Origin of the sequence: Acinetobacter towneri DSM 14962 = CIP 107472, from assembly GCF_000368785.1 — a bacterium.
GTDB classification, from domain to species: Bacteria; Pseudomonadota; Gammaproteobacteria; order Pseudomonadales; family Moraxellaceae; genus Acinetobacter; species Acinetobacter towneri.
This window is the reverse complement of record NZ_KB849679.1, coordinates 6,263-23,021: the sequence shown is the minus strand read 5'-3', so window position 1 is coordinate 23,021 and position 16,759 is coordinate 6,263. Positions and strand designations below refer to the sequence as shown.

The 16,759-nt window shown below is 41.4% G+C and carries 13 protein-coding genes and 1 pseudogene; 7 read left to right on the top strand and 7 right to left on the bottom strand.

Annotation, left to right across the window (positions count from 1 at the left end; translation table 11 throughout):
* Positions 1-14: 14 nt before the first annotated feature.
* The 6 genes from F947_RS00430 to rpmH all read right to left on the bottom strand — a co-directional run bounded on the left by F947_RS00430 (position 15) and on the right by rpmH (position 4,773).
* The gene (locus F947_RS00430; protein ID WP_004969773.1) at positions 15-350 is read right to left on the bottom strand and encodes a DUF1622 domain-containing protein; all 336 of its coding nucleotides are present in this window, start codon (positions 348-350) and stop codon (positions 15-17) included.
* A gap of 318 nt (positions 351-668) precedes the next feature.
* Positions 669-2,024, bottom strand: a complete 1,356-nt coding sequence (gene mnmE / locus F947_RS00425; RefSeq protein ID WP_004969771.1) for a tRNA uridine-5-carboxymethylaminomethyl(34) synthesis GTPase MnmE — start codon at positions 2,022-2,024, stop codon at positions 669-671.
* 91 nt (positions 2,025-2,115) lie between these two features.
* The gene (gene yidC, locus F947_RS00420; RefSeq protein WP_004969769.1) at positions 2,116-3,879 is read right to left on the bottom strand and encodes a membrane protein insertase YidC; all 1,764 of its coding nucleotides are present in this window, start codon (positions 3,877-3,879) and stop codon (positions 2,116-2,118) included.
* 5 nt (positions 3,880-3,884) lie between these two features.
* A complete protein-coding gene (yidD, locus tag F947_RS00415; protein WP_004969767.1) occupies positions 3,885-4,205 on the bottom strand; it encodes a membrane protein insertion efficiency factor YidD in 321 nt (106 codons plus the stop codon).
* Positions 4,206-4,214: 9 nt separating this feature from the next.
* Complete coding sequence (gene rnpA, locus F947_RS00410; RefSeq protein WP_004969764.1) at positions 4,215-4,607, bottom strand: ribonuclease P protein component; 393 nt, start codon at positions 4,605-4,607, stop codon at positions 4,215-4,217.
* Positions 4,608-4,638: 31 nt separating this feature from the next.
* Positions 4,639-4,773, bottom strand: coding sequence for a 50S ribosomal protein L34 (gene rpmH / locus F947_RS00405; protein ID WP_000831329.1), 135 nt, complete (start codon positions 4,771-4,773; stop codon positions 4,639-4,641).
* A 660-nt stretch (positions 4,774-5,433) separates the two neighbouring features.
* Here rpmH and dnaA point away from each other — a divergent pair.
* The 5 genes from dnaA (at position 5,434) to F947_RS00380 (ending at position 12,223) form a co-directional block, all read left to right on the top strand.
* Positions 5,434-6,810, top strand: a complete 1,377-nt coding sequence (dnaA, locus tag F947_RS00400; protein ID WP_004969761.1) for a chromosomal replication initiator protein DnaA — start codon at positions 5,434-5,436, stop codon at positions 6,808-6,810.
* A 108-nt stretch (positions 6,811-6,918) separates the two neighbouring features.
* Positions 6,919-8,067, top strand: coding sequence for a DNA polymerase III subunit beta (dnaN, locus tag F947_RS00395; protein ID WP_004969759.1), 1,149 nt, complete (start codon positions 6,919-6,921; stop codon positions 8,065-8,067).
* Between the two features lie 37 nt (positions 8,068-8,104).
* Positions 8,105-9,187 carry a DNA replication/repair protein RecF gene (gene recF, locus F947_RS00390; protein WP_004969757.1) on the top strand — a complete coding sequence of 361 codons (1,083 nt, stop codon included), beginning with the start codon at positions 8,105-8,107 and terminating at the stop codon, positions 9,185-9,187.
* A 43-nt stretch (positions 9,188-9,230) separates the two neighbouring features.
* Positions 9,231-11,699: a DNA topoisomerase (ATP-hydrolyzing) subunit B gene (gyrB, locus tag F947_RS00385; protein WP_004969755.1), complete on the top strand. Its 2,469-nt coding sequence runs from the start codon at positions 9,231-9,233 to the stop codon at positions 11,697-11,699.
* 161 nt (positions 11,700-11,860) lie between these two features.
* Positions 11,861-12,223 (top strand): hypothetical protein, encoded by a 363-nt coding sequence (locus tag F947_RS00380; RefSeq protein WP_004969754.1) that lies wholly within the window; start codon positions 11,861-11,863, stop codon positions 12,221-12,223.
* Positions 12,224-12,673: 450 nt separating this feature from the next.
* On the opposite strand, the gene F947_RS00375 is transcribed toward F947_RS00380, so the two are convergent.
* Entirely contained in the window at positions 12,674-14,614 is a 1,941-nt protein-coding gene (locus F947_RS00375) for an ATP-binding cassette domain-containing protein (protein ID WP_004969752.1), read from the bottom strand.
* 387 nt (positions 14,615-15,001) lie between these two features.
* Here F947_RS00375 and F947_RS00370 point away from each other — a divergent pair, with 387 nt between their 5' ends.
* Positions 15,002-16,018, top strand: a complete 1,017-nt coding sequence (locus F947_RS00370) for a putative solute-binding protein (RefSeq protein ID WP_004969750.1) — start codon at positions 15,002-15,004, stop codon at positions 16,016-16,018.
* A 459-nt stretch (positions 16,019-16,477) separates the two neighbouring features.
* Positions 16,478-16,759 (top strand): annotated as a pseudogene (locus tag F947_RS00365) (RNA-guided endonuclease TnpB family protein); the annotation flags it as partial.

Below are 16,759 nucleotides of genomic sequence, written 5' to 3'. Positions count from 1 at the left end.
AAACTCAATAGCCATTATTTTTCATTGATGGTTTGATGCTCTAATTCTTTGGTTAGGAAGTAATTCAAAAAGGTTCGAATGACAGCAATGATCGCCAATTTAATTAGGCTATCTAAATCTGGATCTACCGTGGTGGCTAAAATATCTGCAGCCAACTGAAATTCAAGCGCCGTCGCAAGCCAATCCCCAAAACAATAACGTGCAGTACGCCCCGATTTTAATTGAACCAGCACCCATAAAGTTTTAACTAGACCAATCACCACACAAATCACAGAAATGGCTTCGAGTGACAATTGCAAAAAATGAACCGAAGAAATGAGTATTTCACGTAAAAAAGCCAGTTCAAACATCCAAATACCTCCATCAGAGATTTCATCTCGTGCATTTAGGATTGAATTGAGCGCCAATTTTTGATTATTTTCTCATCATAGCTTTAAATGCTGCGGTTTAAAAAGACTTACGTGATTATTGATGGGTTTTCATAAAGATAAATTGAAACGTTTAAATATGACATAAGTTAGATCGGGCTTGTGCCGAATGAGAAACTAAACATTAACGAATAGGCTGATTTTTAGTAGCAGATCACCCCAAATAGGATAATAAAAAAGCACTAAGCCACTCAAACTTAATGCTATTTTTGTATCAAATCAGGAAGTAATCGCTAAAAATCATTTCCCAATACAAAACGATCCAAAAATCTTGCCCAACAAATCATCTGCAGAAAAATCACCAGTGATCTCACCCAAAGCATTCTGTGCAAGACGTAACGACTCGGCTACTAATTCCCCCGCATGATAGACCACCAACTGCTCACGTGCTTCAGCCAAATACTGCTGCGTGCGTTTCATTGCGTCTAAATGACGGGTACGTGCAATAAAGGTATCTTCTTCAGGCTGAAAGCCTGCATGCGCTGTAATCGCCTCTATGAGCGATTGAACACCTGTTTCTTGTTTGGCCGACACAGTAATATGTCTAAAACCATTAAAATCTGAAATTGTAGCTTGTACACCAGTTAAATCGCATTTATTGCCAATCAACATCAAACGCTTCGGTTCAATATGTTCAGCAAAATAATGCTGTGCCAATTGCAACGGATCTTCGTTTTGGCTCAAGTCATAGACCAATAACAATAAATCCGCCTGTTCAATTTCTTTAATTGCACGGCGAATCCCTTCCTGCTCCACAATATCCCCTGTTTCACGTAAACCTGCGGTATCGGTCAGGGTAATTGGTAAGCCATTTAGGGTAATTTTTTCATGCAATACGTCACGAGTAGTTCCCGCAATATCAGTCACAATTGCACGTTCAATACCCGCCAAGGCATTGAGTAGAGAAGATTTACCTGCATTCGGTTTGCCCGCAATCACTACCTGCAGACCTTCACGCAACAATTGTCCCTGACGCGCAGATTGTTGCACAGCAGTCACCGAAGTAGCCACTTCATCTAGCAAATTAAGGATTTTCCCATCGGCCAAAAAGTCAATTTCTTCTTCAGGAAAATCAATAGCAGCTTCAACATGCAAACGTAAATGAATTAACTGTTCTAGCACAGTATTCACTTTGGTGGAAAAAGCCCCTTGAAGGGAACGCACTGCAGAACGCGCAGCGGCTTGTGAAGTGGCATCAATTAAATCGGCAATGGCTTCGGCCTGTACCAAATCCAGCTTGCCATTTTCAAAGGCGCGCATCGAAAATTCACCCGCTTTGGCAGCCGTTGCACCGAGTTCCAGTAAACGTGCCAATAAAGCATTTTGAATCACTGGGCCACCATGCCCTTGTAGTTCCACCACATCTTCGCCAGTAAATGAATGAGGATTGGGGAAACAAATCACCAAACCTTCATCCATGACTTCATTCGCTGCATCGTAAAACTGGCGAAAACCTGCGTAACGTGCTTTGGGTAAGTCTTTTTGGGTCAAGGCTGCGGCAATCGCATAGGCTTTGGATCCCGACAGGCGAATCACCCCCACACCACCACGGCCAGGTGGAGTCGCGATTGCGGCAATGGTGCTGCGGTTATACATAAAATTCACCTAAAACTTTCAAAATATATGCAAAGAAAAATCCGCCTAAGATTACCATCTTAAGCGGATTTATTCAGCAGCTCAGCCATACTTAATTGACTGGAGTTGCCTCTTCTCGTTTAGCGCGGTCTTTTTCAACACTTTTGTTGATCAAGCTTTGCTGCAAAATCGTAATCAAGTTGTTGACAATCCAGTACAGAACTAGACCTGCAGGGAAGAACAATAAGAATACGGTAAATACCACAGGCATAATGCGGAAGATTTTTGCCTGCATTGGATCTGTTGGCTGTGGGTTCAACATTTGTTGAACGTACATGGTCACACCCATCAACAATGGCAAGATAAACCAAGGGTCCATTGCCGATAAGTCTTGAATCCAACCTAACCACGGTGCATGGCGTAACTCTACCGATTCCATCAATACCCAGTACAAGGCAAGGAAAATTGGCATTTGTAGTAACAATGGCAAACAACCTGACAGTGGATTCACTTGTTCACGTTTATAAAGTGCCATCATTTCTTGCGAGAAACGCATACGGTCTTCGCCAAATTCTTCTTTCATGCGCTGCATTTCTGGTGCAATCACACGCATTTTCGCCATAGAACGATAGCTCTTAGACGATAACGGCCAAAGAATCAGTTTGACAAGAACGGTTAATAAGATGATTGACCAACCCCAGTTGCCCACTAAACCATGGAAGAATTGCAAACCAATAAACAATAATTTTGCAATTGGCCATAACCAGCCATAATCCACAGTTTGGTTCAAACCTGTCGCCAAATCTTTCAATTCAGACTGAATTTTTGGACCAGAGTAGAAGGTCGCATCAACTTCTGCCACCGTACCTGCAGGGACATTAATGGTTGGCGAGGTAAAACCAATGATGTTCATTTCATCGCTAGATTTACGTGATTCCAACTTCGCTGCATACGGTTGACCATCGGCCTGCGTCAATTTTAACTGCCCCGGAACCCATGCACTCACGAAATAGTGCTGAACCACGGCCACCCAACCACCTGTTGCATCGACATTCAATTTTTCGTCATTAAAATTGTCAAATTTCAACTTGTTGTAGTGTTCTTCAGGTGTTCCCCATGCGCCGCCAAGGAAAGTACCCAAGGTAAAAATACCTTGATCTGACTTGCCTGGATCATCTGAATTATCACGTTTCAACTGACCAAACATCTGACCTTGCCAGTTTTGGCTGCTGCGGTTAATCACTTTGTGATTCACCAGCACAGGATATTCACCTTCAGTAAAACTAAAGGTTTTAATGATTTCTACACCATCGGCAGTTTTATATACCATTGGGACAGTTAAAGTTTTAACTGTTTCACCCGCTTTATTTTTGCTTTCTTTGGCATCGGCTAAGCTATAAGTCGATTTTTCAATTTCATAGCTTGGGCGGCCATTACGGCTACTGTCTGGACCATTCAGCCCGATTAACCCAGATTGCGCGACATAGGTGCGCTTAGCATCGCTTTCCAGCATGACGAAAGGATCGTCACTGTCTTTATTTTTGTCATGATTGAGTAATTCAACACGAACAATATCACCACCTTTCGGATTGATCCAAAGATGATAAAGGTCAGTTTGTACTGAAATAAGCTGCTGACTTACAGGTGCTGTGGCATCGGTTGTTTGCTGTGCAGGAATATTTGCTTGCGGTACATCAGAAGCTGCTGTAGCCGTTTGGGCATTCGGCAAATCTGCAGACACTTCATGTGAAACAACGGCAGTTTTTTGCTGCGGTGCTGTTTCAGCATTTCCATAATCTTTTTGCCACGCCAAAATGAGCAAATATGCGACGACAAACATGGCCCCGAGAATTGCAAACCTGGCCCATTGTTGCATATCTATTACCCCAAGTGGTTAGAGTGATTTTGGTTCAATAAACGATCACGAAAGGGTACAGTAATGTGATGCGTTTGAGAATCTATTTGCTGAAATGAAATAAAACGAATGACTTTTGGCGGCACCGGATCATAGCCCGAACCACCCCACGGATGACAACGACAAATACGTTTTGTAGCCAGCCACACACCACGTACAGCACCATGCGTATGGACTGCTTCCAAAGAATATTGAGAACATGTTGGAATATAGCGACAGCGTGGTCCCAATAAAGGACTAATCGCGATCTGATAGAAACGTATCAACCAATGCAGTAAAAGTACCATTGGCCATCTCTACTTTTGTGGGGAGGGAGCTATTTTTGAATGCTTTTTGGCGAGACGTTGTAACTTCTGCCAAGCAAATTGTAATTGCTGATGCAATTCCGCATTAGATACCGTATCTACCCCAACTTTGGGCATTACCACAATATCTAAGTCATTTAATTGCTGTTGGTGTAAGCGAAAACTTTCGCGAGCAAGTCGTTTTACTCGATTTCGTTCGTGTGCACGACGCACTTTCTTTTTTGCAACGACAAGACCCAAACGGCTATTCGGCAGTTCGGAATGTTTTGCAAGAAATAAGAAATGGGGTTGATGCACTTTAAAAAGCGCACCATCAAACACACCTTTATAATCGGCAGCACAGCGTAATCTCAACTCTGTGCTGAAGCCATAAAGTGTTGTCATAACACCCAAGAGTCGGTTCAGCGTGACTGTATTAAACAGTTAAGCTGTGACGACCTTTTGCACGACGGCGAGCCAATACTTGACGACCAGCTTTAGTAGCCATACGAGCACGGAAACCATGAACGCGCTTACGCTTTAATTCAGATGGTTGAAATGTACGTTTCATATCGAAACTCCAAAAATGATCTTTCTATAAAGGTCCGCGATTTTAGTGCGCATTGCTTGAGCTGTCAATGAAAAACACGGTTTCTTGCAAAATAAGCCTAAATTTTTCTTTTTAACAAGTTTTCGCTCAATTGACTGGTTGATCATACAAATTAAAGTATACACAAGATAAGTAATTGTTTATGCTTGACTAATAAGTTATTAACAGTATTATTCACATAATTATCCACAAGCTTATTCTGTTTAATTTTAAAATTTTCGGTTTTGAATTTAAATTTAAACTCAGATTGAATTATCCACAGTTGCAACGTTTCTTATAAATAAATTCAAATTTATAAATTTAAATTTATTACTATTAGGGACGCATTTTTCTGTTGAAAACCCACTTTTTCTTTTATAAAACAAAATTTTGAATTGTGGATATCTGTGTTTCTATAATTTTAATACTATGTGGATAACTTTGTGCTATATTTTATCCACACCTTGCGGATAAACTTATCCACACCACGTTTCAAATTTAAATTCAGGTTTAATGATTCCTTTTTTGAGCAATTTTGCTGATTTTGTCATGACAGATGTGGATAACTTGGTTAGAATGGCGACCCGCTCAGGCGGTCGAGAGAAGTTTTAAATTTAAAAATGGATTAGATAGGGGTTTCACATGCTTTGGACGGACTGCTTAAATCGCTTGCGACAAGAGCTCTCTGGAAATGTCTTTACAATGTGGATTCGCCCATTGGTGGCAGAAGAAGTTGAAGATACATTAAAACTTTATGCGCCTAATCCTTATTGGACGCGTTACATTCAAGAACATCATCTGGAATTGATTACTATTTTGGCAGAGCAGTTGTCTGAGGGACGCGTGCGTAAGGTCGAAATTTTAGTCGATTCGCGTCCAGGTGCAATTTTATCGGCCAGTGAACAACCTGCTACCACTACTGCTGCGCTGGAATCTAGCCCTGCGCCTGTGGCCAAGCCTAAACGTGAAAAAGAAGAAAGTTCTGCAAAAAGCCGTAAACGCCAACTCAATCCGTTATTTACCTTTTCCTTATTTGTGGAAGGTCGTTCTAACCAAATGGCTGCGGAAACCTGTCGCAAGGTATTGACCCAATTGGGGGCTTCACAGCACAACCCATTATTTTTGTATGGCCCAACAGGTTTGGGTAAAACTCACTTGATGCAAGCGGTGGGCAATGCTTTGTTGCAAGCCAAACCGAATGCACGGGTGATGTACATGACTGCAGAAAGTTTTGTGCAGGATTTTGTCAGCTCTTTGCAGCAGGGTAAGGTTGAAGAATTTAAGAAAAACTGCCGCTCTTTAGATTTGTTATTGGTGGATGACATTCACTTATTGGCAGGTAAAGAAGCCAGTTTGGTGGAGTTTTTCTATACCTTTAACGCTTTATTGGATGAATCTAAACAGATTATTTTGACTTCAGACCGTTATCCAAAAGAATTAACCGAATTGGATGCACGTTTGGTGTCACGTTTTTCTTGGGGCTTATCAGTCGGGGTAGAACCGCCAGATATTGAAACCCGAATTGAAATTTTATTAAAGAAAGCTGAAAGCAGCGCCGTAGATTTACCACGTAACTGTGCTTTATTTATTGCCCAGCAAGTGGTGGCTAATGTGCGTGAACTTGAAGGTGCACTCAATAAAGTGGTGGCAATTTCCCGTTTTAAAGGCACCCCAATCGATCTAGATGTGGTACGTGAATCTTTAAAAGATGTCTTGGCAATTCGCGCACGTACCATCAGTACCGAAAATATTCAGCGAGTCGTGAGTGAATATTTCCGTATTCCGCTCAAAGAATTGGTGGGGCCAAAACGTACCCGTATTTATGCGCGTCCACGTCAGTTGGCAATGGGTTTGGCACGTGAGCTGACAGGCGACAGTTTCCCTGAAATTGGTATGGCATTTGGTGGCCGTGATCACAGTACCGTGATGCATGCCTGCGAAAAAGTACAAAGCCTGCGCGAAGAAGATCCGATCTTTAACGAAGACTATAAAAACCTGCAACGATTGTTGCAAAGTTGACCGAATTTGCTCAAATTCTGTTCTTGCCATGCGGCAGCTTTTGCCGCATAGTACACTGCTAAAAAACCTATTTTATACTCCAATCTTCAGTTGTTAGAGGAATGTACCGTGCGTTTAAAAATCGCGAAAGAAAGCTTACTGAATGTTCTGTCACATGTCGTAGGAGCGGTTGAACGTCGCCATACCTTAAATATTTTATCCAATGTCAAAGTTCAGGTGACTGAGCAAGCCTTAACCATTACTGGTTCGGACTTGGAAGTGGAATTGGTTGCCAGTACGAATCTGACTGAAGGGGCATGTTTACAGGCAGGGGAAACTACAGTGCCTGCACGTAAACTGATGGATATTTGTAAATCTTTACCAAGCGCAGCTTTGATTGATTTGCAAATCACTGAAGATCAGCGCTGTATTTTAAAATCGGGCAATAGCCGCTTTGTATTAGGTACTTTGCCTGCGGAAGATTATCCATTATTGGCTACAGAAAATGCTCAAGGTACGCAAGTGACGGTTACTGAGCGTGAGCTGAAGCGTTTGTTTGAAAAAACTGCGTTTGCGATGGCAGTGCAGGATGTACGCTTTTATTTAACGGGTACTTTGTTAGAAATTGATGAAAACCAATTACGTGCTGTGACCACAGATGGTCACCGTTTGGCCTTGTGTGAAACAGCGGCATCTTCGACAGCTACTCAATTAATTCAAGCCATTGTGCCGCGTAAAGCTGTGGCTGAATTGCAGCGTTTGCTGAGCATTGAAGATGAACAACTGGCACTTTTAATTGGGCGTGAATTGCTGAATGTGACCATTCGCACCCCAAGCCGTGACAAAGAACAAGCAGAAATTACCGTGCGTTTTACCACTAAATTAATTGATGGTAAGTTCCCAGATTATCGCCGTGTGATTCCACGTGGTGGTGATAAAAACGTGCTGATCGCGCATGATGTATTTAAACAATCTTTACAGCGTGTGGCGATTTTAAGTAATGAAAAATTGCGTGGCGTATTCCTGAATTTTAGTGCGGACACCTTGCAATTACGTGCCAATAACCCAGAACAAGATGAAGCAATTGAAGATTTAGCGATTCAATATGCCGATTCGCCGTTAGAAATGTCATTTAACGCACAGTATTTATTGGACGTATTAGGGGCATTGGATGGCGATGATGTATCGATGACCATGACCGAAGCCAATCAATCGGTATTGGTACAAGATCCAGCACATCAAGATCAAACCTATGTTGTGATGCCAATGCGTGTTTAAGTGAGCGGTTTATTTCAAGATTAAATCTAGCTGAATCATGCATATTACGCGTTTACATATCGAGCGTGTTCGGAACTTAAAAGCGGTTGCACTTCATGAGTTGCAGCCGTTTAACGTCTTTTATGGGCAAAATGGTTCGGGTAAAACCTCGATTTTAGAAGCGATTCATTTATTGGCGACAGGGCGTTCTTTTCGCACCCATATTCCTAAAAATTACATTCAGAACAGTAGCCAAGATGCGATTGTATTTGCTCAGTCATTGACTGAAAAAATTGGCATGCAAAAAATGGCATCGGGTGAGCAGTTGATTAAGGTCAATGGCGACCCTGTTGCGACCCAAGGGCAATTGGCTAAAATTCTGCCTTTACAACATATTGATCCACTCAGTACCGATATTATTGACCATGGTGCAAAACCACGACGGCAACTGTTGGACTGGTTGATGTTCCACGTGGAACCAGAGTTTTATCACGCTTGGCAATATTATTCACGTGCCTTAAAACAACGTAATAGTTTGCTTAAATCACAGCGACATTTAAGTCTGTCGGACTTGGAACCGTGGAACAAAATGCTCAGTGATTATGGTGAGATTTTGCATCGGCAGCGTTTGGGAACGGTGGAACAATGGCAGCAATTTTTTGCACAAGATTTACAGTATTTATTGCCTGATTTACACATTAGTCTGGAATACAGCGCAGGCTTTCATACCGAAACAGGCTTGTTGAATGATCTGTGCAATTATCATCAAAAAGATGTGGAACGTCGCTATACCGAATATGGGCCACACCGCGCCGATTTACGCTTAAAAACCCCAATGGGCGATGCCGATGTGGTGCTGTCACGTGGGCAGAAAAAGCTATTGATTATGGCATTAAAACTGTCACAGATTGCAATGCTGCATGCGTCTAATAAGGAAACTGTGGTATTATTAGATGATCTGACAGCAGAATTAGATTTAAGCGCACAACAACGTTTAATTGAACGATTAAGCCAATTGGGTAGTCAAGTTTTTATTACCACTTTAGATCATCAATCCGTGCAACAACACTTACAAGCGTTGTCGATTCCTTATCGCTTATTTCAGGTCGATCACGGAACGGTGCAGGCTGTTGAGCAATAATTTTTTATCTTTGGATAGACCTATTTTTCACTAGGGAGAAACCATGAGTTCAGAAGATCAATCTGTCTCTACTACAGAACAAACCAATGAAAAGGCTTATGATTCCTCTAGTATCAAAGTATTGCGTGGCCTAGATGCTGTTCGTAAACGCCCAGGCATGTATATCGGTGATACAGATGATGGTACAGGTTTGCATCACATGGTGTTCGAGGTAGTCGATAACGCTATTGATGAAGCTTTGGCGGGTCATTGTGATGAAATTTTGGTGACTATCCATGAAGATGAATCTGTCAGCGTATCTGACAATGGTCGTGGTATCCCAACCGATATTCACCCTGAAGAAGGTGTCTCTGCAGCAGAGGTCATTCTGACCATTCTGCACGCAGGTGGTAAGTTTGATGACAACAGTTATAAAGTGTCGGGCGGTTTGCACGGCGTTGGTGTGTCGGTGGTCAATGCTTTATCGAGTAAACTTGAATTAACGATTAAACGCGCCGGTCAAATTCACCAACAGGAATACCGCCATGGTGATCCACAATATCCTTTAAAAGTAGTGGGCGACACTGAGCAATCAGGTACGACTGTGCGTTTTTGGCCAAGTGCTGAAACCTTTAGCCAAACCATTTTTAATGTGGATATTTTGGCACGCCGATTGCGTGAATTGTCTTTCTTAAACGCGGGCGTGCGTATTGTATTGCGTGATGAACGTGTCAATTTAGAACATATTTTTGACTATGAAGGTGGTTTGTCTGAATTTGTGAAATATATCAATGCAGGCAAAACCCATCTGAATGAAATTTTCCATTTCACGACACAGGCTGAAAACGGAATTACCGTAGAAGTTGCTTTGCAGTGGAATGATTCTTATCAGGAAAACGTACGTTGTTTTACCAATAATATTCCACAAAAAGATGGTGGAACGCACTTGGCAGGCTTCCGTGCTGCGCTGACCCGTGGTTTAAATAACTACATGGAAAGTGAAAATATTCTTAAAAAAGAAAAAGTTGTGGTATCGGGTGATGATGCACGTGAAGGTTTAACCGCGATTGTGTCGGTCAAAGTGCCAGATCCAAAATTCTCATCACAGACCAAAGAAAAATTGGTATCGAGTGAAGTGAAACCTGCTGTTGAGCAGGCCATGAATAAATCTTTCTCTGAATATTTATTGGAAAATCCGCAAGCGGCAAAATCTATCGCGGGTAAAATTATTGATGCAGCACGTGCCCGTGATGCAGCGCGTAAAGCCCGTGAAATGACGCGCCGTAAGAGTGCTTTGGATATTGCAGGTTTGCCAGGTAAATTGGCTGATTGTCAGGAAAAAGACCCAGCATTATCTGAATTATATCTGGTCGAGGGTGACTCTGCAGGTGGTTCGGCTAAACAAGGTCGTAACCGTAAAATGCAGGCAATTTTGCCACTGAAAGGTAAAATCCTGAACGTGGAACGTGCCCGTTTTGACAAGATGATTTCATCGGCAGAAGTAGGTACTTTAATTACCGCTTTGGGCTGTGGTATTGGTCGTGAAGAATATAACCCAGACAAACTGCGTTATCACAAAATCATCATCATGACCGATGCTGACGTAGATGGTTCACACATTCGTACCTTGCTATTGACCTTCTTCTTCCGTCAAATGCCAGAATTGGTTGAGCGTGGTCATATTTATATCGCACAGCCACCATTGTATAAGCTGAAAAAAGGCAAGCAGGAACAATACATCAAAGATAACGATGCTTTAGAAACCTATTTAATTTCTAATGCGATTGATGAATTGGAGCTGCATGTGAGTGCTGATGCACCTGCAATTCGTGGTGAGGCTTTAGCCAAAGTCATTGCTGATTATCAAACTTCACAAAAGAGTTTGAGCCGTTTAACGCTGCGTTATCCTGCAAGTCTGTTGGATGGTTTATTAGAATTAGATGCCTTTAAAATTGATCAAGCAGCAGATCAGGCGTATGTACAACAATGGGGCGAGCAATTACGTCAAAGCATTGAACGATTACAACCAAGTTTGCGTCCTGAATTAAGCATCGAACAGTTTGAAAAAGAAGATGCGGATGGTCAAAAATCTGCAACGTATTGGCCACGAATCACGGTATATGTGCACAACTTGCCACATACCTATTTGCTAGACACAGGTTTGCTGGGTTCAGCTGAATATGCACGTTTGCTGAAAAATTCAAAAAGCTGGTTTACGCTGCTTGAAGAAGGTGCGTATTTGGAAAAAGGCGAACGTAAAATTACGGTCAACAATTTCCATCAAGTGTGGCAACACATTTTGCAGGACTCGCGTCGCGGCATGATGATTCAGCGCTATAAAGGTTTGGGTGAGATGAATGCGGAACAACTTTGGGAAACCACGATGGACCCAGAAAACCGCAATATGTTGCAAGTCACCATTGATGATGCCATTGAAGCAGACCGCATGTTCTCTTGCTTAATGGGCGATGATGTAGAACCACGTCGTGCCTTTATTGAAGAAAATGCCTTAAATGCAGATATTGACGCTTAATTCGTCCAAATCATCCGCATAACCATAAGCACTCTACGGAGTGCTTTTTTATGTTTGGCTTTTGTTGTTGTCGTGATTCATCCAAATAACTTTTATAAAACTGACTTATTGTTCTGTCATGCTGAGCTACATTAAGCCAAAAATATAGGAGAATCATTAAGATGGATAATCAATTAGAACAAGCACGTGATGCATGGGTGAATGCTTTTTTTACTGGCAATGTGGAGCTGTTAGCACACTATGAAGATGAAGATTTTAAAGTCGTTTATACGGCAGAATCACGTGTGGAAAATCGTGAAACACGTTATGCCAACATTCAGCATGCAGTGAATAATGGTGTCTGGAAACCGATCAAACCGAATGTTGAATTAGAAGAATATGAGTTTGATCGTGAGCAGGTTAACTGTCGGATTCAAATTGGTTTGGCGGATGATCAAGGGTATATTCAAGAAATTTGGCGCTATATTCAGGGCTGGAAAATACAAGAATTATGTATTAGCAAAGCAAAAATTACTGCCGAGTAGCAGCGATTTTCTGTGAATCACTGAGATTCAATGACTCAAAATAACCATGAAAGAATGGATTGATTTGGCTTTAATTAGAGTTTTGAATTTAAAATAACAGTTAGTTTGAGTTGTGGATAACTAAGTTTTTGCTTTTAAATTGTAGATTTTGAATTTAAAACTCAGTGTGATTTTTAAATTCAAAACTTCTTGCTTGGTAGCTATGCTGTCTTACTTTTATTCAGGGTGGGGGGTGTCATACAACTATGCTGTGGTGCAAGATTGATAAGTAAAAATAAACAAACGCAGAGAGTGACTTAAATTTCTTTACGTGGTTGTTGTGAAGATAAACTAAAGATTAAAACTATTACGAATGTGTCTTATAAGTATGGAACATACACAATGCATATTCTACGAAATATGATGAGATTTAACCCTATTTAGCATAGCGTTAAAATCTCATCGGTATGGCTATTCAAAGCTACTTTCGAGTTCTTCCAATTCCATCATCAATTCAAGCATTTGTTCTTCTGCCTGCGCCAATTTGGTTTTCAGATCATTTTGCTCATTCATGAGTTTGAGCAAATCATCTTTACGGTTGGTATCGTAAAGGGCAGGATCTGCCAGTTCGGTTTCAATTTCAGTCAGACGCGGTTGAATTTTTTCAATTTGCGCTTCGTATTTTTCAATATTTTTACGAATAGGGCGAGTTTGTTCACGGCGTTGTGCTGCCAGTTTGCGTTGAGCTTCTTTATCTACTTTGACTAGGTTAGTCTTGTTCTCAACCACTGGACTTGGATTGGATGGAGCTGTGTTGGATGTACCTTGCTTAAGCATGTCTGCACGAGCTTGGCGTAACCATTGGGCATAATCTTGTAAATCGCCTTCAAATTCTGTGCATTGTCCTGCATGAACCAAGAGTAAGTCATCGCAGACACTGGCAATTAATTGACGTTCGTGTGACACCAATACCACTGCACCTTCATAATCCTGTAATGCCATGGTTAAGGCATGTCGCATATCTAAGTCTAAATGGTTGGTCGGTTCGTCCAGAATCAGTACGTTAGGACGTTGCCAGACAATTAAAGCCAAAGCCAAACGTGCACGTTCACCTCCTGAAAAACTTTCACAAGGCGTGTCCATACGTTCGCCACTAAAACCAAAACTGCCTAAAAAGGCGCGTAAAGTGGCTTCGCTGATTTTTTTATCGGCAATGCGTGCCAGTTGTAGCATCGGGCTGGCGCTATCATCCAAAGCATCCATTTGATGCTGTGCAAAATAGCCAATATTGAGTAATTCTGAGGCTTTGCGAGTACCTGCCAATAACGCCAATTCACCCACTAAGGATTTAATTAAGGTCGATTTACCTGCGCCGTTCATCCCCAATAAACCAATACGACTGGTCGGGGTAATTTGTAGGTTAATTTTGCTGGCAATCACTTTGTCTGCATAACCAATGCTGACTTGTTCCAAGGTCAGTAAGGGTGAGCTCATTTTGGTCGGTTCACGGAAACTAAAGGTAAATGGTGTATCTACATGCGCAGGGGCAAGCAATTGCATGCGTTCCAATTGCTTGATACGGCTTTGTGCCTGCCGTGCTTTGGTGGCTTTGGCTTTAAAACGATCAATATATTTTTGTAAATGTGCACGGGTTTCTAATTGTTTTTCATACGCTTGTTGATGTTGTGCCAAGCGTTCACTGCGTGTGGTTTCAAAGGTTGAATAATTGCCTGTATATAAAGTCAGTTCACTATTTTCAATATGTAAAATATGATCGGTAATGGCATCTAAAAAATCACGGTCATGGGAAATCAGCACCAAAGTTCCCGCATAGGCTTTAAGCCAGTCTTCTAACCATAAAATTGCATCTAAGTCTAAGTGGTTGGTTGGTTCGTCCAGTAATAATAATTCGGAGCGACTCATTAAGGTACGCGCCAAATTTAAACGCATGCGCCATCCACCAGAAAAACTACTGACCGCCAAGCTGTTTTGATGTTCCATAAAACCTAAACCTGCCATCAGTTGTGCGGCTTTGGCGGGTGCGGTATAGCCATGAATTTCATCAAAACGACCATGCAAATGTGCAAGTTGGTCATTATTTAATTGTTCAGGATGTTGCAGTTGTTGTTGAATGCTCCAGTATTCTTCATCACCCGACAGCACAAAATCAATCGCAGGCAAATCCAATGCTTTAACTTCCTGTGCCATGTGCGCCACAGTCCAGCCTTGCGGACGGCTCAACGTACCTTCGTCTGGGGTTAAACTACCTAAAAGCGCAGCAAATAAACTGGATTTTCCTGCACCATTGACACCTGTAAGACCGACTTTCCAGCCTGGATGGATTTGCATAGACGCTTTTTGAAATAAAACACGTCCACCGCGGCGTAAAGAAACTTGGTCAAGTTGAATCATGGTGTTTACTGGTCACAACAAAAGTTGGGCATATTCTAATGGAAGCCCACCAGAAAACAAAAATAAGCCCAGTTTTATTTGTGATTTGCGAAAAATCTCTCTTGTGATGTTTAAAAATTATGATCTAACAACAGGCTTTTTTTATGACTTTGTAAACAAGCACAAAATACGTGCATGTTGGAAATGATCTTTATTTTGATCTAAATCTATAAAATATAAGTGAATTATGAAATAAAAATGATCGCTTAAATAAGGCAGTATAAGGTTTTGGCAGAATTGACAGATGAAATTCGAGTAAATGCTCTATTTTTTTAATTTGAACTTGCTTAATATTTGTTTCGTGTACGGACACTCAAAAATAAAAAAATCTGTAGAAGGATAGAAACAATGAAAAAAATATGGGTCAGCGCAACATTGACAGCATTCGCAGCGATCGGTTTCAGTGCTCAGGCGCAAGCAGCAAAAGTAGATGTATGTGTCTTTGACTTACTGGGTAAGTCAGGTGAATCTTTTCAGATGGCACAAGAGTGGGCGCTAGCAGCAAAAGGCTGGGGTGCAGAAGTCAATTTAATTCCACGTCAGGATGAAGCTGTCGCAGACAATGATTTTAAAGCAGGCAAATGTGATGGGGTATTTATGACCGCCATGCGTGCTCGCCAATACAATAAATTTGCAGGCTCGATTGATGCTTTAGGTGGTGCGCCAAGTAATGCGATTGCACAACGTGCCATCAGCTTTGCTTTAGATCAACGTAATGCAGCGAAAATGGTTACCAATTTAGGTGGCAAGAAATATGAAGTTGCGGGTATTTCACCTTTAGGTTCGGCCTTTATTTTTGTGCGCGACAAGAACATCAGCTCGATTGAAAAAGCAGCAGGGAAAAAGTTTGCGGTATTGGGCTATGACGATGCACAAAAAATTATGGTGCAGCGTGTAGGTGCGCAAGCTGTCATTTCTGATGTATCTAACTTTGTGGCGAAATTTAACAATGGTCAGGTCGATATGGTCGGTGCGCCTGCCTATGCGTACAAACCTTTAGAAATCTACAAGGGTTTAGGCAATAACGGGGCGATGTTTAACTTCCCTGTATTACAAGTGACCGCAGACTTTGTGATTCGCCCTGAACAATTCCCTGCGGGCTTTGGGCAAAAATCACGAGATTGGTTTGTAAAAAATCTGCCTAAAGCGATGAGTATGATTAATCGTTTAGAAGGTGAAATTCCAGCCAAATATAAAATGAACTTGAGCGCAGAAGATAAAACTAAATATCAAAAAATGCTACGTGATGGACGTATGGATATGACCAAACGCGGTATTTATGACCCTGCCATGATGAGTGTGTTAAAACGCGCTCGTTGTTCTGTCGAAAAAACCAATTTTGAATGTTCACTTGGTGGTGAATAGATTGATTTTTAATAAAAAGCCGAGGGTCTGTTGATATTTCATAAATGGCTTGCGCTGTAGGCTAAAACTGAGCAGATCAGGCATGAAACGTAGGGAATAGTGGGTCTATTGCCAAGTTTCATAACGCAATCTGAGAAAGTTTTAGCCACAGTCCTTCGGAACGAGCATATTTTTTGCTGCTATTGCGTTATGAGTCAGTCATTTAGAATGACTAAATTTCCTGCCTCATGCCTTATATCAGCTAAAAAACCTTGCGAGATATATCTCTCACGTCGCAAATATAGACGAAGTATCAACAGACCCTAGATTTCTAGGTTTTTTTATCCACTGGAGCGAAAAACCTCGTGGTTCAGCACGAGGATATAAGCGACTGGAGTAAACCATATGAACGACACGAAATGTCGTTTTAAATACTTGTACTATAGTCACTATTAAGAAAAATACTGTTAAAATAATTGGATGAAGACACTCAAATTACGCATAAAAGACAAACATTGCAAGGTGCTAAATCAGTTAGCATCCGAAGTAAATTTTGTCTGGAATTATGTCAATGATTTGTGTTTTAAGCATCTACAACGTAAACAACAATTCTTTTCAGCATACGACATTGCAAAATACACGAAAGGCACATCGAAAGAATGCAACTTGCACAGTCAAACTATTCAGGCAGTGACAGAAGAATTGGTCACAAGACGCAAGCAGTTCAAAAAAGCAAAACTAAAATGGCGTGTCAGTAATAAA